This window comes from Bryocella sp. (assembly GCF_058498515.1).
The window spans coordinates 1-18,784 of record NZ_JBMHYI010000066.1 but is presented as its reverse complement, the minus strand read 5'-3'; the positions used below and the strand labels follow the sequence as shown (position 1 = coordinate 18,784).

14 protein-coding genes and 1 tRNA gene are annotated in these 18,784 nt (G+C 62.1%); 6 read left to right on the top strand and 9 right to left on the bottom strand.

The genetic code is table 11. The features are described 5' to 3' along the window. Window positions 1-63: 63 nt before the first annotated feature. Genes AC5E6W_RS19140 through AC5E6W_RS19130 form a run of 3 tightly spaced genes read right to left on the bottom strand, consistent with a single transcriptional unit; the run spans window position 64 to window position 3,374 of the window. On the bottom strand, window positions 64-327 hold the full coding sequence (locus tag AC5E6W_RS19140; protein ID WP_491753937.1) for a hypothetical protein: 264 nt from the start codon (window positions 325-327) through the stop codon (window positions 64-66). A 27-nt stretch (window positions 328-354) separates the two neighbouring features. After that, window positions 355-2,487, bottom strand: a complete 2,133-nt coding sequence (gene yoaA, locus AC5E6W_RS19135; RefSeq protein ID WP_491753936.1) for a DNA repair helicase YoaA — start codon at window positions 2,485-2,487, stop codon at window positions 355-357. Between the two features lie 38 nt (window positions 2,488-2,525). Further along, a complete protein-coding gene (locus AC5E6W_RS19130) occupies window positions 2,526-3,374 on the bottom strand; it encodes a DoxX-related protein (RefSeq protein WP_491753935.1) in 849 nt (282 codons plus the stop codon). A gap of 190 nt (window positions 3,375-3,564) precedes the next feature. Between AC5E6W_RS19130 and der the strand changes: the two genes are divergently transcribed. Then, window positions 3,565-5,445, top strand: coding sequence for a ribosome biogenesis GTPase Der (der, locus tag AC5E6W_RS19125; protein ID WP_491753934.1), 1,881 nt, complete (start codon window positions 3,565-3,567; stop codon window positions 5,443-5,445). A gap of 40 nt (window positions 5,446-5,485) precedes the next feature. On the opposite strand, the gene larB is transcribed toward der, so the two are convergent. Genes larB through larE form a run of 3 tightly spaced genes read right to left on the bottom strand, consistent with a single transcriptional unit; the run spans window position 5,486 to window position 8,456 of the window. After that, window positions 5,486-6,250 carry a nickel pincer cofactor biosynthesis protein LarB gene (gene larB, locus AC5E6W_RS19120; protein ID WP_491753933.1) on the bottom strand — a complete coding sequence of 255 codons (765 nt, stop codon included), beginning with the start codon at window positions 6,248-6,250 and terminating at the stop codon, window positions 5,486-5,488. Next, the gene (gene larC, locus AC5E6W_RS19115; RefSeq protein ID WP_491753932.1) at window positions 6,247-7,590 is read right to left on the bottom strand and encodes a nickel pincer cofactor biosynthesis protein LarC; all 1,344 of its coding nucleotides are present in this window, start codon (window positions 7,588-7,590) and stop codon (window positions 6,247-6,249) included. Before larC ends, larB begins: the two co-directional genes overlap by 4 nt. A 23-nt stretch (window positions 7,591-7,613) precedes the next feature. Next, window positions 7,614-8,456 (bottom strand): ATP-dependent sacrificial sulfur transferase LarE, encoded by an 843-nt coding sequence (larE, locus tag AC5E6W_RS19110; RefSeq protein WP_491753931.1) that lies wholly within the window; start codon window positions 8,454-8,456, stop codon window positions 7,614-7,616. A 147-nt stretch (window positions 8,457-8,603) separates the two neighbouring features. On the opposite strand from larE, the gene AC5E6W_RS19105 reads away from it, so the two are divergent. Further along, the gene (locus tag AC5E6W_RS19105) at window positions 8,604-10,031 is read left to right on the top strand and encodes an APC family permease (protein WP_491753930.1); all 1,428 of its coding nucleotides are present in this window, start codon (window positions 8,604-8,606) and stop codon (window positions 10,029-10,031) included. On the opposite strand, the gene ligA is transcribed toward AC5E6W_RS19105, so the two are convergent. Next, on the bottom strand, window positions 10,028-12,172 hold the full coding sequence (ligA, locus tag AC5E6W_RS19100; protein WP_491753929.1) for an NAD-dependent DNA ligase LigA: 2,145 nt from the start codon (window positions 12,170-12,172) through the stop codon (window positions 10,028-10,030). The two genes, AC5E6W_RS19105 and ligA, sit on opposite strands and share 4 nt — an antisense overlap. Window positions 12,173-12,256: 84 nt before the next feature. Between ligA and AC5E6W_RS19095 the strand changes: the two genes are divergently transcribed. Then, window positions 12,257-12,529 carry an oxidative damage protection protein gene (locus tag AC5E6W_RS19095; protein WP_491753928.1) on the top strand — a complete coding sequence of 91 codons (273 nt, stop codon included), beginning with the start codon at window positions 12,257-12,259 and terminating at the stop codon, window positions 12,527-12,529. Between the two features lie 254 nt (window positions 12,530-12,783). After that, window positions 12,784-12,860, top strand: a tRNA-Pro gene (locus AC5E6W_RS19090). Between the two features lie 158 nt (window positions 12,861-13,018). Here the strand turns inward: AC5E6W_RS19090 and AC5E6W_RS19085 are convergent. Further along, a complete protein-coding gene (locus AC5E6W_RS19085; protein WP_491753927.1) occupies window positions 13,019-14,536 on the bottom strand; it encodes a methyl-accepting chemotaxis protein in 1,518 nt (505 codons plus the stop codon). A gap of 511 nt (window positions 14,537-15,047) precedes the next feature. Between AC5E6W_RS19085 and AC5E6W_RS19080 the strand changes: the two genes are divergently transcribed. Continuing rightward, window positions 15,048-16,628: a hypothetical protein gene (locus tag AC5E6W_RS19080; protein ID WP_491753926.1), complete on the top strand. Its 1,581-nt coding sequence runs from the start codon at window positions 15,048-15,050 to the stop codon at window positions 16,626-16,628. A 69-nt stretch (window positions 16,629-16,697) separates the two neighbouring features. On the opposite strand, the gene AC5E6W_RS19075 is transcribed toward AC5E6W_RS19080, so the two are convergent. Then, window positions 16,698-17,501, bottom strand: a complete 804-nt coding sequence (locus tag AC5E6W_RS19075) for a hypothetical protein (protein ID WP_491753925.1) — start codon at window positions 17,499-17,501, stop codon at window positions 16,698-16,700. A 174-nt stretch (window positions 17,502-17,675) separates the two neighbouring features. Between AC5E6W_RS19075 and AC5E6W_RS19070 the strand changes: the two genes are divergently transcribed. Further along, entirely contained in the window at window positions 17,676-18,359 is a 684-nt protein-coding gene (locus tag AC5E6W_RS19070) for a response regulator transcription factor (protein ID WP_491753924.1), read from the top strand. Window positions 18,360-18,784: the final 425 nt, after the last annotated feature.

The window sequence follows — 18,784 nt, the reverse complement described above, 5'->3', positions numbered from 1 at the left end:
TCGCGTGGGCGCGGCACTCCTTCGACGCGAAGCGCGCCAACACTCATTGTAGATCGGTGCGGTCTAACGCGCCCTGCGGCGGCGCTCCGTGCGCTCGAGCTGCCGCTGTTCGGCGGCGCGCCGGTCTGCCTGCTCAAAGAGCGAGGACAGCGTGCCGCCCAGCGCTGCTATGAGCGAGAACAGAATCAGCCCGATGCCCATCATGCGCCACATCGGGGCGTCGCTCGGCGAGCCCGCGGTGTGCACGAAGCTGCTGAGGGAGATCAGCAGCGAGAGCAGGCCAAGGCCGCCCAACGTCGCTGCGAGGATGTAGAGATTGCGTCCCATGTTTCGGTTCCAGTTTAGCCGCTGCACCTAACTCTTGGTGGCAGCCGCGGTCTCCTCGAAGAAACGCTCGACCTCCGTGATGTCGTCTGTGCGCCGGTAGGGCGGCAGCGATTCAAGGAATGTGGCGCCATAGCGCGTGGTCCGAATACGGGGGTCGAGCAGCATCAGCACGCCACGGTCGTTCAGCGAACGGATAAGCCGGCCGAAGCCCTGTTTGAGTGCGATGACCGCCTGCGGGACTTGAAGATCGGAAAAGGCGTTGCCTCCGGACGCCGTGATGGCGTCGGTGCGGGCCTTGAGGATCGGGTCCGTGGGCACGGCAAAGGGAAGCTTGTCCACAATAACGCAACTCAGCTGCTCGCCCTGCACGTCGATGCCCTGCCAGAACGAACTGGTGCCGAAGAGCACCGCGTTCGGAGTGGAACGAAACTCCTCGACCAGCACATGACGCGGCGCCGAGCCTTGCAGGAGCAGGGGAAACGGCAGCTCCTGCAGCAGGCGGTCGTGCAGGTCGCGCATCTGCGCGTAGCTGGTGAAGAGGCAAAAAGCGCGGCCGCGCGTGATCCCCAGCACGCGGCGGATCTTCTCCTGCGCGTGGCGGACGAAGTCGGGGTGGCGTGGCTCGGGCATCGCGTTGGGCAAGTAGAGCAGCGCCTGCTTCGCGTAGTCGAAGTGCGAAGGGACGATGAGTTCCTTCGGCGCAGGGATACCCAGTCGGCGCTTGAGGTGAGCAAACCCCGGCGTCGTCTCGCCCGCGACGATGGCGCTCTTCTCTGCGACGGCCAGCGTGGCGGAGGTGAGCACGACGCTGGGGTAGCTCATGTAGAGCGTGTCCGCGAGCACGCCGGAGACGTCAATTGGCGTGGCCTGGAGGTGCGTCGAGTAGGCCTGAGGAGTCTCGAACGAGCGAGCCTGGCGCGCTGCATTACGCAGGTTGCCCGTGGCGCGGCGCTCGATCCAGAAGACGTTGTTCTGGTCTTCGCTCTCAAGCAGGAACTTGAGGTGCGCCTGGATGTCCTGCGCGCGCTTGCGCAGGCCGCTGGCCTCTTCGACTTCGCGCAGGCGTTCCAACTCACCGGACAGCCGTTCCAGCGCGTTGATCGCACCCATGTAGACATCGCCGCTGGACTCGAGAAAGTCTTCGCGGTCGTGGAACTCCATGCGTCCCAGCGGAGATCCCCCGGGAGAGTTGTTGCCGGGCAATGCGGCGAAGAACAGCCGCGCGCGCTGGCGGATCGTCTCGCACGCGCTGAGGATGGAGACCGTGTACACGCCCTTGGCCTTCAGCAGCGCCTCAACGTCGCGCGCCAGCTCCTCGAAGCGTGAGGTCGACAGCGCCACGCCGAAGTACTGCGAGGCCACATCCTCCAGCTCGTGTGCTTCGTCGAAGATCACCGCTGCGGCGTCAGGCAGGATGCCCACATCGCGCGCACCCTCGGCCTGCTGCTTGATCGCGAGATCCGCGAAGAAGAGGTGGTGGTTGACGATGATGATGTCCGACTCGATGGCCTTGCGACGCATTGTGGTGATGAAGCACTGCTCGAAGCTGGGGCAGCTCTGGCCGAGGCAGACCTCGCTGCGCGCGTCCATCTTGTGCCACAGCGGGGAATGCTCCTGCAGGGTGACGAGCTCGGCGCGGTCGCCGGTCTCGGTCTCGCGCTCCCAGTTGGAGATGCGGTGAAACTGCTCAACTTCCTCAAGCCCGCGCAGCAGCGGGTTGTCGCGCAGCGCATAGAGCTTCTGCCGGCAGAGGTAGTTGGCGCGGCCCTTCATGTAGCAGACATCCAAAGGGCCGAGCAGCGACTCGAGGAAGGGGATGTCCTTGAAGAACAGCTGCTCCTGCAGGTTCTTTGTCCCGGTCGAGATAATGATGCGCTGTCTCTGCTCGCGCGCGTGGCGCAGCGCCGGCAAGAGGTACGCGAGTGTCTTGCCGGTGCCCGTGCCGGCCTCGACGATGAGGTTGCGGCGTGAGGTCAGGGCTTCCTCCACCGCCTGCGCCATCTTGTACTGACCAGGGCGGTGCTCGAAGGCCAGCGAGGAGTTGGCGAGGATGCCGCCGGGGCGGAAGAACTCATGCAGCGACGGCAGGCGACGACGCTCCGAGGCAGCAGCCTCCAGCTTCTTCTCGAGCTTGCCTTCGATTTGGGGAAGCAGCGACATCAGGCTTTATGATAATCGCCATTTCTTCGCCCACTATTTCAATCGAATCCCGCAAGAAGCGCCGTGGCGGCAAACAGTAACGTGTCGCCGACATAGTTGATCCCCTTCACGGCGAGCGGCATGTGGATCTCGGTGATGAGGATTGGGATGTAGAAGAAGACCGTCAGCAGGGTAAGCACTACGCCCGCGACGGCTGCAGCGAGGCGACGATAACTGGGAATCATCAGTCCGGCTCCCGCTGCAAGCAGCGTCGCACCCACGAGATAGGCGATCAGCGTGGGTGCAGGAATCCATGCCGGGATGAGATCGTCCAGCGGAACGCCCGGCATATTCCGGGGAAAGAGAAAGTGCTCGATCGCATAGAAGACGAAGATGGCTGCAATCAGCGCTCGTCCTGTCGTGGCGAGGACCGCATCTGATCTGCTGCCTCGCGGTCCTACGCTCGCTGCCAGGACCATGGCACCCGCGGCAAAGCATACTTCGCGTACCGTGAGGATCCAGGACAACCGTTCATGCACGTGAGCCGGAAGGGCAGGAAGGTCCACCGTCACGACGATGATCAGGAACAGCAGCGCAAGCAGGAGCGCGGACCAGCGCACGCATCGCCACACCAGGAAACTGATGGCTGCAGCCAACAGCGCCACTCCGACAAAGTAGGTCCAGAACAGAGGCCCCGGCAGCCAGCGGGGCACGATGACCATCAGACTTCGTGCCAACAGGAAGTGCTCCGCGGAGAAGATTGCCAGGGCGACCGCCTCGAAGACCGGCCCCCACACCAGAATCCGGCCCACTCCAGAGGCCGCGCGGAACCTTGGGGCGACAAGGATGATTCCTGCAAGCAGCGCGGCCACTCCCGCGCCCATCATTCCGGAAACCTCTGCAGACATTGGCGTTCTCCTGTACTCGAGGTTCGAAACAGGTGCGAACCACAAGCTCGCTTGCGGCGGAAGCGCGATGGGTGGTTTCGAATGCACGAGAATATTACCGCGCGCCCCCCCCAAACGATCACCGGCGACGCCCGGGATGCGGCGATCCCACGGCCTGCGTTGACGCCGAACGTGCGACCATAGAAGAGATATGGCTCCGAAGCGTGGCACGACAAAGAGATTAGGCAAGAAGCACCGGCAAGCGAGCACGCGGCCGAAGCTGGGCCGCACCCCCACGCGCACCACCGAGAAGACCACCGCCGTCTCCCCGAAGAAGCGCAAAGAGATTGCGGCGAAGAAAGTCGCTGCCGAGAAGGCGGCGCGCATTCCGGCGCGCAGCCCGGAGTTCGAGCACAAACGGACGATCTCCAACAGCAGCTCACCCGATGCGGCTCCGCCGCGCACCCGCGCGAAGCGGCCCTTGCTCTCCGGAGCTGTGGGCACGGGCGACGAAGAGCGCGACTGGAAGGAAGCTGAGAAGCTTGCCTCGCGCCTGACGCTGGCGACGGACGTCGGACACCGCGAACCTTACCGCATGCCGCTGGTCGCCATCTGCGGCAGGCCGAATGTGGGCAAGTCCACGCTCTTCAATCGCCTCACCGAGACGCGCCGCTCCATCGTCGGCGATGAGCCCGGCATCACGCGCGACCGCATCTACGGCGAAGTCGAATGGGCAGGACGCACGGTTCGCCTGGTCGACACGGGTGGTGTGGTCCCCGACGATGAAGCGCTCATCCCCAGCGAGATCTTTCGCCAGGCGCAGGTCGCGCTCGAAGAGGCCGACGCCATCATCATGGTGGTCGATGGCCGCACGGAACTGGCCTCGCCGGACCGCGAACTCGCTCGGTTGCTGCTGCGCTCTGGCGGCCACAAGCCGCTGTTCCTCGCGGTGAACAAGGCTGACTCCGCGGAGATGTTTGCGCAGGCTGAGAACTTCCGCACGCTGGGCTTCAAGAACGTGCAGGCCATCAGCGCCGAGCACGGCAATGGCATCGGCGACCTGCTGGACGAGGTTTGGGCTGCGCTACCGCCCGAGTTCGTCGCCGAAGAGCCTGAAGAAGAGCAGGATGTGGAGGAGACGGAAGAGCTGGAGGACATGGACGGCGGCGGCGATCCGCTGCCTGGCGCGCAAGAGCCTCCCGAGGAAGCAGCACCCGGGCGCAGGCTGCGCTCACACGCCGAACACGTTCCCACCGAGACCAAGATCGCCATCATCGGCCGGCCGAACGTGGGCAAGAGCACGCTGCTCAATGCGCTCACCGGGACCGACCGCGCCATTGTCTCGCCGATTGCAGGCACAACGCGCGATGCGGTCGATGAGGTCGTCACGCGCGATGGCCACGACTTCCGTTTCATCGATACAGCCGGCATCCGCCGCAAGGGCAAGACCAAGCTGATGGCCGAGAAGCTTTCGGTGATCATGAGCCGCAAGCATCTTGAGGCCGCAGACGTGGCGCTGCTGGTGATCGACGCGGCCGAAGGCATCGCCGCGGCGGACGCGAACATTGGCGGCTACGCCCATGAGAGCGGTCGTAGCGTCATCATCATCGTGAACAAGTGGGACCTGATGACGAAGGCCGGCCCTGATGGCAGGCGCGCGTTCGATGGCGGCCCTGTCGCGGACAAGAAGGTCTACGAGCAGCAGGTGCGCGATTCGCTGAAGTTCCTGGATTATGCTCCGCTGCTCTTCATCTCGGCTGCGGAATCCAAGGGTATCGCCGAGGTCTTCAAGAAGATTGAGCTGGTCGCACGCGAGCGCCGCAAGCGTGTCTCTACCGGCGCCATGAATCGCTTCCTGGACAAGATCGACTTCCAGCGCGCCAGCGTGCCGATGAACAAGCGCGTGAAGATCTACTACATGACGCAGGCCGCGGTGGCGCCGCCGACGTTCGTGCTGTTCACTGACCGCGACGTGAAGCTGCACTTCAGCTACGAACGCTTCCTCGCCAACGAGATTCGCGACAGCTTCAAGTTCATTGGTTCGCCGATCTGGTTCAAGGTGAAGGCGCGCAACAAGAAGAAGGAAGAGTAACGCTGCGCGCGTGGCGAGAGCGCTTCGCGTGGCCTTCGTATTAGCCGGTGCGCCCGCGATGCGCCGCTCGCGCAATCATTGTCGCGGTGTACGCAGCGCCAAATCCATTGTCGATATTGACCACCGTCACGTTGGGGCTGCAGGAGTTCAGCATCCCCAACAGCGCGGTGACGCCTCCGAAAGACGTGCCATAACCCACGGATGTCGGCACGGCGATCACGGGCACGCCGACGAGTCCGCCGACGACTGAGGGCAGCGCGCCCTCCATCCCTGCACACACAATGACTGCGTCAGCCGCATCCAGTTCCTCGCGCACGGCGAGCAGGCGGTGCACGCCGGCTACACCCACGTCATACAGCCGCGTCACCTTCGCGCCGAAGGTCTCAGCGGTCACTGCAGCCTCTTCCGCAACGAGAAGGTCGCTCGTGCCCGCGCACACCACGGCGATGTGCCCCGTCGTCTGTTGATCGTGATGCCGAAGAGAGACAGTCCGCGCGACCGCATGGTGCTTCGCCGCTGGATGCTCGCTTACCAGCATCGCCGCTGTGTCCGGATCAACACGCGTCGCCAACACGTCTACGCCACTCGCTGCAAGCGAGCGGAAGATCTCGAGTACCTGCTGCGAAGTCTTTCCCGCGGCATAGATGACTTCAGGCAACCCGGAGCGCAGGCTGCGATGATGATCGACACGGGTGTGGCCGAGGTCTTCAAAGGGCATCGAGCGTAAGCGCGACGCCGCATCCACAGCGTTCATCGCGCCGCGCTCCACCTGCGAGAGTAGCTCCAGCAGCTGCGGCTTCGTCATTGCGACTCCGCTGGCTTGTTTGCATAGGCACCGATCGCCGCCTGCTGCACCAGCTTCACCGCAACACCGTGCGTCGCAGCAGCAGCGCGGCAGTCTTCGAACTCCGGCTGAGCGTTCAGCACCGCACCATCGCGCAGTCCAAGCTTGATGCGAATCTCGCCGAACTCGGTCTGCACGGTCTCGAAGCGCCGCTCCAGCACTACGCGATCTTCGCGACGTACGCGGAGGCCCAGCGTGCTGGTCTCGCGCAGCAGCAGGGACTGCAGCGCTTCGCTCGTTGCGTCGCTTGCAAGCACCGTGATCAGCGTGCCCGGCCTTCCCTTCTTCATGATGACCGAGGTCAGCATGACATCGAACGCTCCCTGCGCCAGCGCTAGCTCGGCAACGTTGGCCAGCAGCTGCGGCGAGAGATCATCGAGCGCCGCCTCGATCACCGTGACGGTCTCGGTGGATGAAACATTGTCCGCAGTCTCGCCTATGCTGAGCCGCAGCACGTTTGGGAATCCCTGCGGATTGCGCGTGCCCGCGCCATAGCCGATGCTCTCCACCTGCATCGCAGGCTGCGGACCGAAGTTTGCCTCCAACACGCGCAACAGCGCAGCACCCGTCGGTGTCACCAGCTCCTTCTGCACATGCGCAGAATACGTAGGGACGCCACGCAGAAGGTCGGCCGTCGCAGGGGCTGGCACAGGAAATGTCCCATGTGCGCACACCACCATGCCTCCGCCAACGTTCACTGGCGAGCAATGCCACTGTCCGACGTCGAGGTGATAAATCCCCGCACTGGCCGCAACGATATCGACGATCGCGTCCACTGCGCCCACTTCGTGGAAGTGGATCTTCTCAATGTCGACGCCATGGATCTTTGCCTCGGATGCACCCAGCAACTCAAACGCACGAATCGCAGTGCGCTTGATTGGCGCGGCGAGCGAAGCCGATTCGATGATATGACGGATCTCGGTCAATGACCGACCATGCGCGTGATCTTGCGAGTGGCTATGCTCATGCTCGTGCGAGTGATCCTGCGCATGATCATGATGGTGGCCGCTCTTGTGCTGATGTTGCGTTTGCGGATGATGCGAGTGGGTGCGCTCATCCTGCTCGGGCATCGCATCGTGTGCGTGAGGAGCCTCATCGGCGAGACGGTCTCCCTCCATCACGTGCACCTTTGTCGCCATGATGCCGCTGCGATCCACGCGCTCCACACGCAGCTTGGCGCCGATCTTCAACGCGGCGGTCGCTTCTTCCATCACGGCCAGCGGCACGCCGGCATCTAGCAGTGCGGCGAGAAACATGTCGCCGGAGATGCCGGCAAAGCAATCGAGATAGGCAATCTTCATAGGTCCTTAGTTCAGCCGCGAGTTTAGCGGGCGGGTGTTACCGCTGAGACCGGCAGCACATCATTCATCGAGCCGGAACGATAGCCCTGCGTGTCCAGCGTGGTGTAAGTGAAGCCCAGAGGCCGCAGCGCTCGCGTGATGGCATCCAACATTTCGATGCTCAGCGCACGCGCAAAATCCTCGCGAGCAATCTCCACGCGTGCGAGGTTACCGTGGTGCCGCACGCGCACCTGGGCAAAGCCTAATGTGTGCAGAGCCTCCTCGGCCTGCTCTACCTGCGCGAGCGCTTCCACCGTCACCGCGCGACCATATTCGATGCGCGACGACAGGCACGCGCTGGCAGGCTTGTCCGCAAGGCTGAGGCCTGCTTCGCGAGCGAGCGTGCGAATCTCCGCTTTCGTCAGCTTTGCTTCGGCAAGCGGAGCGAGTGCATGATGCATCGATGCCGCGCGTTGGCCGGGGCGAAACTCGCCATCGTCATCCAGGTTGCGGCCATAAGCGAGATGCGCAAAGCCCAGCTCCGCGCGGGCGGACTCCATGCGCGTGAACAGCTCATCCTTGCAGTGGAAGCAGCGTTGTGCATCGTTGCGCGCATAGTCTTCGTGCTCGAGTTCCGAGGTCTGCAAAATGCGTGTTGGGATGGCATGTTGCGCGGTAAAGGCCAGAGCCGCCGCGAGCTCGCGCCGCGGCAGAGATGCGGAGTCCGCAATCACCGCGAGCATGTGGTCACCAAGTTCGCGATGCGCTGCCCATGCGAGGAACGCCGAATCCGTGCCGCCCGAGTAGGCCACGAGCACTGAGCCCAGCGAGCGCAGATGCTCCGCAAGCTGCGCCGACTTCTCCGAGAGTGGATTCACTGACTGCATTCCGGTTGAGGGATCCCTGCCCTCCTTCAGGGTATGCTGGAGGCGTACCCACGGCCAAGTTTCTCCCTGTTGCCTGCGAATCTCTTCGATCCGCGGGACGTCGTGTCTTTCGAGGCCAACGGGCGATATCCCGCGAGGAGTGTGACGTTGCACCACGAGACCGCAACCATCAGTGACGGCCCCAAGACGTCGTTCTCACCCTCCTTCGGGCTGCGCGAGGGCGCGCTTTCGCCTATGGAGACGCTGGCGCAGTCCATCTCCACCATCGCGCCGAGCACGTCGCCGCCGGCCACGATTCCGTTGGTGTTTGCGCTTGCGGGCCAAGGGACGGCGATCGCTTATCTCATCGCGACGGTGCTGATGATCCTCGTCGGGCTGTGCGTCGCGTCGTTCGCGCGGGAGTCTTCGTCGCCAGGATCGTTGTATGTCTACACGAAACGCTCCCTGCCCGAGTGGTGCGCGGCGATCACGGCGTGGGCGCTCTTTTGCGCCTACATCGCGACGGCCTCGGCGGTCATTGGGGGTTTTCTCAAGTTCTCGTTCGTCTTCCTCGATCGGATCCCGGCGACGGCACATCTTCCACGCACGCTCACCTCGGTGGCGCTCGTCGCCATCGCAGCAGGTACGGCAACGTTCGTGGCGTACCGCGATGTGAGGATCTCCGCGCGGATGATGCTGTACATCGAGGCCGTCTCGGTGCTGCTGATTTCCATCGTCATTGGGGCGACCCTAATCGCTCATGGATGGCACTTCGACCATCGCCAGTCGGCTGTGGGCACGCTGCTGCGCTGGCCGTCGTCGCGAGGTGTAGGCCTCGGCGTGATGCTTGCCATCTTCAGCTTCGTGGGCTTCGAGAGCGCAACCACGCTCGGCGCGGAGGCGCAGAACCCGCTGCGTACGATTCCGCGGGCGGTCATCCAGAGCGCTATCCTTTCGGGCATCTTCTTCATCGTGTGCTGCTATGGCGAGGTGATGGGCTTTCAGACTTCGCCCGTGCCGCTGGATCAGAGCGACGCTCCATTCCACTTCCTCGCGTCGCTGGCGCATATCGGATTTGCGGCGTCGATCATCGATGCGGGCGTGCTCATAAGCGCCTTCGCCGCGACTCTTTCCTGCGTGATCGCAGGCTCACGCGTCCTGCTGCTGATGGCCCACGACGGGATGGCGCACAGCAGCCTGAAGCACACCAGCGAGAAGCACGAGACTCCCGGCTTCGCGAGCCTGCTTGCTGGCTTGCTGGCCTTCATCCCCGCCGCGCTGATGGCCCTGCGCGGAGCCACAGGCTCAGACATCTACAACTGGGCCGGCACCTTCGCCGTGTATGGCTTCCTCACGGCGTACGGCATGGTTGCCGTCGCGCTGCTCTTCCACCTGAAGAACATGGGCAAGCTCAGCCTCGGCAAGGTGTTTCTTACTGGCGCCGCCACGCTCGCGATGCTGGCCGCCATGGCGAGCAACTTCTATCCCGTACCGCCAGCGCCGCTGGTGTACTTCCCGTATTTCTATGGGGCTTACCTTGTGGTCGCAGTGGGTTGGTTCTTGGTGCATCGCCGCAGGAGCGAGGCACGCCTCTAGCTTGCGAGCATCTCGAGCAGCTTGGCTTCGTCGATCACCGGCACGCCGAGCTGCTCCGCCTTCTCGAGCTTCGAGCCCGCTTCTTCGCCTGCCACGACGTAGCTGGTCTTCTTCGAGACGGAGCCCGAGACCTTGCCGCCGGCGGACTCGATGCGCTCCTTGGCCTCTTCGCGCGTGAGCGTTGGCAGCGTGCCGGTGAGGACGAAGGTGAGGCCAGCGAAGGCGGTGCCGATCTCCTTCTTCTCTGCCTGCATGTCGACGCCCAGTACCCCCAGCGCGCGAACCAACTCGACGTTGCGTTCGATGGAGAAGAACTCGCGGATGGCCTCGGCGACCTTCGGCCCGACTTCGTTGACGGCGGTCAGATCCTCAAGGCTCGCAGCCTCGATGGCTTCAATGGCGCCGAAGTGCTGGGCGAGGAGTTGCGCCGTGCGCTCGCCCACAAAACGGATGCCGAGCCCGATCAGCACACGCGCGAGGCCCGCCGTCTTTGATCGCTCGATCTGCGCCAGCAGCGCGTCCGCAGTCTTTTCGCCGACACGCTCGAGACCCAGTAGCTGCTCACGCGTGAGGCGGTACAGGTCCGCGATGGAATGCACGATCGGCTCGCGCTCGACGACTGGCGCGCCCTCCTCGCTGACTTCCTCATCCTCGCCCAGTAGCGATGCCTTCTGCCCCAGCAGCTGCGCGACCATCGACTCGCCGAGGCCTTCGATGTTCATCACGCTGCGCGCTGCCCAGTGCAGCAGCTCCTCTCGCACGCGCGCCGGGCAGGCGTTGTTGACGCAACGCCAATCCACTTCGCCCTCGGCCTTCACCAGCTCCGTGCCGCAGACCGGGCAATGCGTGGGGAAGGTGATCTCGATAACTCCGCGAGGGTGCTTCGCGTCGTCAACCACCTCGGTGATCTTCGGAATGACGTCGCCGCCGCGTTCGACAGAGACGCTATCCCCGATACGAACGCCGAGCCGCGCAATCTCGTCCGCGTTGTGCAGCGTCGCGCGAGTAACGGTGGTTCCACCGATGAAGATCGGCGAAAGGCAAGCAACAGGGGTCACTTTTCCCGTGCGGCCCACCTGGAAGAGCACGCCCTCGAGCTTCGTGATGCCTGCACGCGCCGGGAACTTGTAGGCGATGGCCCAGCGCGGAGCCTTGCCCGTAAACCCCAAACGGCGCTGCTGCGTGATCGAGTCGACCTTGATCACCACGCCGTCGATCTCGTAGGGCAGAGTGTCGCGAACGGTCTCCGCCTCGGCGACGAACGCGAGCACGTCGTCGATGCTCACGACGGTTTTCGCATGCTTGTTGACCAGGAAACCGCAGGTGCGAAGGGCCGCGAGGGCGTCCGTCTGATAGGGAATGAACGATTCGCCTGCGTTCTCGCCCGGACCGCGCAACAGAAAGTACGCGAAATACTCCAGGCGGCGTTGCGCGACGATGTTCGGCTCGAGAGTGCGGATGGTTCCCGCCGCTGCGTTGCGCGGATTGGCCGCAGGAGCCATGCCCTGCGCGACTCGCTCCTCATTCATCTTTTCGAAGGCCTTTTGCGGCAGGACGACCTCGCCGCGCACTTCGAACTCCTGCGGTAAGCCTGAGGCCTTCAGTGCCTTCGCGCTGATATGGAGCGGCACGCTGCGGATGGTGCGCACGTTGCTCGTCACATCCTCGCCAATGCTTCCGTCGCCGCGTGTGACGCCGGACTTCAGCACGGCTTCGCCGTTCGAACCAGGAACATATGTGAGCGCCAGCGACAGCCCATCGAGCTTGAACTCGCAGACGAAGCGCGGCGTTTCGCCTGCCGCTAGGCCTCCCTGCACGCGATCGGCCCAGGCACGCAGCTCGTCGGCGTTGTAGGCGTTGTCGAGCGAGAGCATGGGGCGCGAGTGTGCGACCTTGACGAAGCCCTCCTTCGGCTTGCCGCCGACGCGTTGGGTCGGCGAGTCCGCGGTGACCAGGTCCGGATGCTCGGCCTCGAGGCGCTTCAACTCGTTCATCCGCGCATCGTACTGGGCGTCGGTCCACTCGGGCGCGTCCAGCACGTAATACAGGTACTCGTGGTGGCGCAGCTCCTCGCGGAGGGCCTCGATCTTCTGGTCGGGAGTCAGTTCTGCGTTGGTTTCGGTCTGGGGCTTGGCAGCCATGCACTTCGGATTATAGGGAGCGTTGGCCTGTCGGAATCGGGCTTTCGGGCGGTTCGGGTAAACTGATCTGCGGAGGTGGCGCGAATGGCCCACATGGTGTTTTGCACGAAGTACAAAGCCGAGATGGAGGGCCTGGACGAGCCGCCGTTCGACTCCGACTTCGGGCAGAAGATCTACAAGAACGTCTCCAAGAAGGCCTGGACCGAGTGGCTGGAGCGCCAGAAGATGCTGCTGAACGAGTACCGCCTGCAGCCCTGGACGCGCGAGGCGCAGGAGTTCCTCGTGGAGCAGATGAACGAGTTTTTCTTCGGCGCCGGTGGCGAACTGCCCAAGGAATACGTGGCTCCCGAGAAGTAGGCGGCGAAGATGAGGCTGGAGATTGGCTTGCCTGACTGGGAAGTGCGAGCGGAGGAACGCTCAGCGTATGTCTGGGTTTTGCAGGGCCAGCATATCTCCGGCACAAGCTTCGAGTTCACGACATCCGCCTCCGATCCAGCACAGAGAGCGCGGACGGAAGCTCTCGAGATCGAAGCCAATCTCCCCACCAGCAGAGTGGTGTAGACTGAATGTACCCCGCGCGAGGCTCACGCCTGGCGCTACAAGCAAGAAGTCGGGACGTGGCTCAGCCTGGTAGAGCGCACCCTTGGGGTGGGTGAGGTCGCTAGTTCGAATCTAGTCGTCCCGACCATTCATTTCTCCGCATCTCACCTATTTATCCCGGGTTGAAAGGTGCGCGCTGGGAAACATTTCTCTTGTTACTCGATATTCCAAAAGCGAAGTGCTGCGACGTCTTCATTGGGGAAATACCCATCGGTTCCGTTTTTCGTTCTCCGACTGAGAGATGCTCTAACTACGGGCTGGGACGAAAGAACGACCGCCCCGAGGAGATAGCCTTGTATGCGACGCGGAGACTGCGTCCCGGATTTCCTCGGCGCCGACCAGCACGCTGAGTTCGGTGGCGACCTCGCGCAGAGCGTCGGATTGGGCATAGAGTTCTTCGGAGGCAGCTGCGCTCTCTTCCGCGTTGGCAGCGTTCTTCTGGGTGCCCGCTTCGATCCGCTGAATGGCCCGGCTGATCTGATTGATGCCCGTATCCTGTTCCTGGCTGCCGAGTCCGACCTGCTCCACAAACACCTTCAGCCGGGAAAAGACATCGCTTACCTTTTGCCCGGATTCCACCAGCGAGCCTATCTTCTCCCGGCCGGCGTTGGAGTTCTGAAGCGACTCCTCGATGAGAACGCTGATCTCCTGAGCAGCCACGGCGCAACGCTGAGCCAAGTTGCGAACCTCCTCAGCGACGACCGCAAATCCCATTCCCGACTCTCCGGCTCGAGCCGCTTCGACGGCAGCGTTGAGGGCGAGGATATTCGTCTGGAAGGCAATCTTGTCGATGACCACGAGAGTCTTGGTGATCTTGCTGTTCGAGACGCCAATGGCATCCATGGCGAGGACGGAATCCGCCACGGCCTGGTTGCTGAGGGCGGCGTGTTCGGCTGCTTCCCCAACCAGCGCCAAAGCATTGTTCGCGCTTTGGGCATTGCGCTTGGCCATGGAGTTGATCTGCTCCGTGGAGGCGGAGGTCTCCTCAATCATCGCGGCCTGTTCGGAGGTGTCCTGGGCAAGGGTCTGGCTCGAGGACGAGACCTCCGTCGCGGCGCTCGATACCTGCTGGGATCCCTCGGATAACTTGCCTGCGACTTGCCGAAGCTGCTCCGCCAGGGCGCGGATGACGAACACCACAGCTCCACCGATAACGATACAGAGCAACACAAAGGCGGCCATGATCCAGCGCGCATGATTGACCTGGAGCAATGCATCGTCCGCAACGAGGGTCGTGTGCTCTTCCTCAACACCCATCACCTTCGTGCCAGCGTCGTCGATTTTCTGGAGCGTAGGTCCAACTTCTTTGGACGAGGTGTCGAACGCGCCGTCAAAATCACTTGCGGCGATCTGAGTGAGGAATTTTTGATACAGCGGACGCGAAGCCTCGAGGTCCGACTCCATGCCATCGAGGAGCGGCGCACTCTTCGCACCGGGCTTGAGAGTACGCAACTCGGCCAATTCACTGCGCAGTTCTGTTTCGTCTGCCGCATAGCTCTTCTTGTACGCATCGACGGCATCGGGGCCAAATTTCCGGGCCCGGAGCAGGATGCCCCGCTGCAGAAGGCGCAGATCGGAGGAGGTGCCGTTCATCTTGCCGGCTATGGCGAGCTTGTGGGCACTTACCCGGCCAAGGGCCTGGGTTGTGTCCGAGAGATTGCCCAGGATCACGACGGAAGTAATACTCGATCCGATAGCAAGGCAGGTAAGCAGCCCAAGAGTGAGATAGAGCTTCTTTTGGATTGTCATGGTCGTCGTGTGCATGAGGCCTCGGCTGCAATAAGTGGCGCTGAAGCAGCGATACCTGGAAAGATCAAGGATCGTCGACAAGATCAGCGGTTGCCTCTATCGGCGTCAACTGCAGAAGCTTGAACGATGTGGACGTTTAAGAGATGGTGGGCAGACGGAATTCGACGAGCACCCTAACATCACGAACGGAGCTGCGTGCGATTTCACTTTGGGACGGACGGTCATTTTATGCCCTGTGTCCGTAAACTGGACGAATTTCTGCGACTGGGTCATTACTTTCTGTCCCGAACAGAAGCACATACAGGTGCCAACCCCGGCCCCGCCGATAAGGCGGCCGAGGTTAAGCATGTCACCCACCCTTCGCACTTCCGCCCCTTCCTTGGGCCCCCACCGTAGCCTTCGCACACTCAGCTTGTTGCTGGCCGTGTCCGTCGCCAGCTCCTGTGTTGCCCAGAGCGCAGCCCCCGCCACCAAGACTTCAGCCGGCGAAGCCGGCGCTTCAGCAAAGCATCAGGATGCTGTCCGGGTGAGCCCCGCAGCCTCGAAGGCCGAACTGGAAGCGTTGAAGGATTCGCTTGCAAAACAGTATGCGCAGCAGCAAAAGCTGCTCGAAGCTGTTCAGGAGCAGAATCGGCTACTGGGCGAGAAGCTCGCGCAAGCCGAGCAGACTCTGTCTGCCGCTGAACAGAAGATCGACAGCGTCAAGAATGAACAGTCACCGGCGATCGCGAAGCTGCAGACCGAAGTCGCCGCGGTGCAAACCGCACAGGTCTCCACGTCAAAGTTCATTGCGGTCGAGAAGGCATTGTTGCCGGAGCTTCAGAACCCCTCGGCACTGCATTACAAGGGCGTGACACTTACTCCTGGCGGCTTTGTTGCCGTGGAGTCTTTGTATCGGGCGCACGCCGAGAACACGGATATGAGCACCTCCTGGGTGAGCATTCCGTACGACGCACAGAGCACATCATCGCTGAGCGAGTTCCGTATGTCATCGCGCAGCACCCGCCTTGGCCTCCTCTTCCAAGGCGCCAAGGGTAACAACAAGCTGACCGGTTACTTCGAGATCGACTTCCAGGCCACAGGCTACGGCGCCTCGGAAGTGCAATCCAACGCCTACAGCCCGCGCATGCGCCAGCTATGGGGACAAGTGGAGACGGCTCACAAACTGACCTTCACGGGCGGCCAGACGTGGTCGCTGCTGACCACGAACTACAAGGGCATCCATGTTCTCAACGAGTTCACGACTCCGCTGATCGATTGCAGCCAGTTCATCGGCCATGATTATGCGCGACAGGCTGCGTTTCGCGTGACCAAGGAATCGGCGAACGCAAAGTACACGATGGCTTTTTCTGTCGAGAACCCGGCGACTGTCGTTGTGATCCCGTCTAACGTCACCACCGCGGTTTCCGGAACCATCGTCGGTCTGTCCACTACTGGAATCGGTGTGCTCAGCAACACGACGTACTCGACGAACCTTGCGCCTGACCTCATCGCGAAGGTGGCCTTCGATCCCGGCTACGGCCACTTCGAGATAAAGGCCCTCGGCCGCACCTTCCGTGAACGCCAGATCCCGACGACCGCGGTACCGACAGGTACCAATGAGACGGTACTTGGCGGCGGTTTAGGAGCGGCCATGATCCTCCCGATCGTCGCTAAGCGCGTTGACTTCGTTGCCGATGGAATGTGGGGCAACGTAGGTCGCTACGGCGCGACCGCGACAGACGTCATTATCAAGCCGAGCGGCGGAATCTCCCCGGAGAAGAGCATCCACTTATTTGGCGGATTCCTCACCCACCCCACACCGAAACTCGATTGGTATGCGTTTGGCGGCGACGAGTATCTTAATCGCAACCACGGCTATGGGCTGCCCACCATCGACAACAGCAAATGCTTTGCCGAGGCTACCTTCTCCTGCTCCGCGAACGTGAAGAACCTTTCGGGAGTCACCACAGGCGTATGGTTCCGGCCCTACAAGGGCAGCTTCGGAACCGTTCAGTACGGTGCTGAATACAGCTACATCTCCAAGATCACCTGGTCTGGGATTGGTGGAGCGCCACGCGCTACGGAGAACGTGGCTGAAGGTTCCTTCCGCTACTACCTGCCGTAACTCTCACGCAAAATGGGACCGGCCTGGAAAAAAATCCAGGCCGGTCCCGTCTTGTACGTTGAGTCTTGCTTACTCAGTGCGAAGCGCGCCAAAGGAAGCAGGCTCGGTAACCTGGAGCAGCGCGGTGCTGCCCTGTCCAAGAGTGAAGTTATAGCCGATCGATTCGACACGGAACGTGCCGCCATTCGCCTGACCATTCTCAGAAAGGCTGGCCTTGGAGCCGAAGCCGTACAAGCCGCAGGCGCTGGCCGAGAAGATCGCGACCGACTGCTCGGTGTTGGTTGCGTCACAGGCGACAGAGCCGTTCTGGCTGACATTGGCGATCAAGCGCGCAAACGCACCCTGTTTGCGGTTGTAGCCGACAACGTCGCCGTTGGCAGACTCAATCGTCTTACCGGCCGGCGCATATTGATCGCCACCGATCTGGTCGATGGTGGGAGCGATGCCGCTGTCGTTCGCCAGAAAGTGTGGTGTGGCCGCCTGTTCGGAGAGACGATCATCGGCCAGGGCTCGCACCGAGAGGGAGACCGGAATGGTCTCGCCCTTCTCGCGCAGAGAGTCGAAGTGAACCGAAAGTGAAGAAGCGGTTTGTACAGCGTACGGAGTTGAGTTGAACTGGAAGGGATTGGCTGCAACCACATGTCCAAGCACCGTGGTGCCCTTGGGGATCAGTTGACCATCGGGAAGAACGATGACCTGCAGGGTTCTTGCGGTCACGGCATCGCCGGGCTTCGCTTTGCTGGCGTCGATCGTATGCGTGAACTGTACGGGAACGGCGGTAGTGGAGGGCACCGTAGCGGCCACGCAAACGGGAGACACCCCGAGGATGGAGAAGAAAACGGCGGCTGTGATGTTCGCGATCGGGCTTTGCATGATGGGAGCTCCTTTGGGAATTATATTTCCCTTTGTTAGTTAGACACCCAAAATACCCCAAGGTTTCTGACGCTTTGCTGACATTTCAGGACTGTCTCATCTTTGTACATACCAAAGGTAACCAACTCTCTTCCCACGCTGGACCGTTCGAGCCCGTATGAGGAGTTATATACGATGCATATCCTTGTAATCGAGGACGAAGTTCTTATGGCGGAGGCTCTCGCTGCAAGGCTGAAGAGCGAGGATCGTGAGTGCACCATCGCGACGACTGGAGAGGCTGGCCTGCAGCTGCTCAGGGCCGGCAGTTTCGATCTCATGGTGTTGGACGTGATGCTTCCTCGGCAGAGCGGCCTGGATGTGCTTCGTACGTTGCGCAGGGACGGGTTTACGCTGCCGACGCTGCTCCTCACCTCGCGCAATTCTATCGAAGATCGTGTCCTCGGCCTGGATGCGGGCGCCGACGATTACATGGTCAAGCCTTTTGCATTCCCAGAGCTGGAAGCTCGTATCCGGGCGCTGCTTCGTCGTGGAGCGCCTCATGCGTCCTCGTACCTCCATCTCGCGGATCTCGCTATAGACGTTGCAGGTCGCACCGCGACCCGTGGCGGGCATACGCTCGATCTCACCGAGCGCGAGTTCGACTTGCTCGAATACCTGCTGCGCAATCGTGGGACGGTTGTCTCGCGGCGGACGCTGGCCCGCGAGATATGGAAAGAGACCACGCGCCACACGTCGTTGGACAACGTCATCGATGTTCAGATTGGGCGACTCCGGCGCAAACTCGGCGAGCCACACAACCGACGACTGCTGCATACCGTGCGCGGCGTCGGCTATGTCCTGCGAGAGCCGGTGGAGTAATGCGCCACGTCTCGGCTACAAGGTTGAACGGCTCTTCTCCATCCTCGGCCGAAGCCAACCGTAAGATCGACGTCCAGTAGCAGAAGATCCCGCAGCTCAGTCGGGCAGGTGAAGAATAACGCCATCACCAACGACCTCACCTCGAACGTCGCAACCCTTCGCGGGCCTTCTTCCTTCTACCAGCAATTCAGCATCAATGGACCGACGGTGTAGAAGCAGCAGGTCTTGCGGGCTTATCCTGAGTTCACTTCAGTGACGGTTGCGGGAGCGCACGTCGTACGGGATGCGCTCCGAATTACTCCTGATCTAAACGACTACCGGCTGAAAGCCGGTAGGTTGGGGTTGCGACTGGAAGTCGCCTGAGTGCGGCTGAAGCCGCCTGCAAGGCTTCCGGCTGAGAGCCGGCTTAAGGCTCGGTGGGCGCG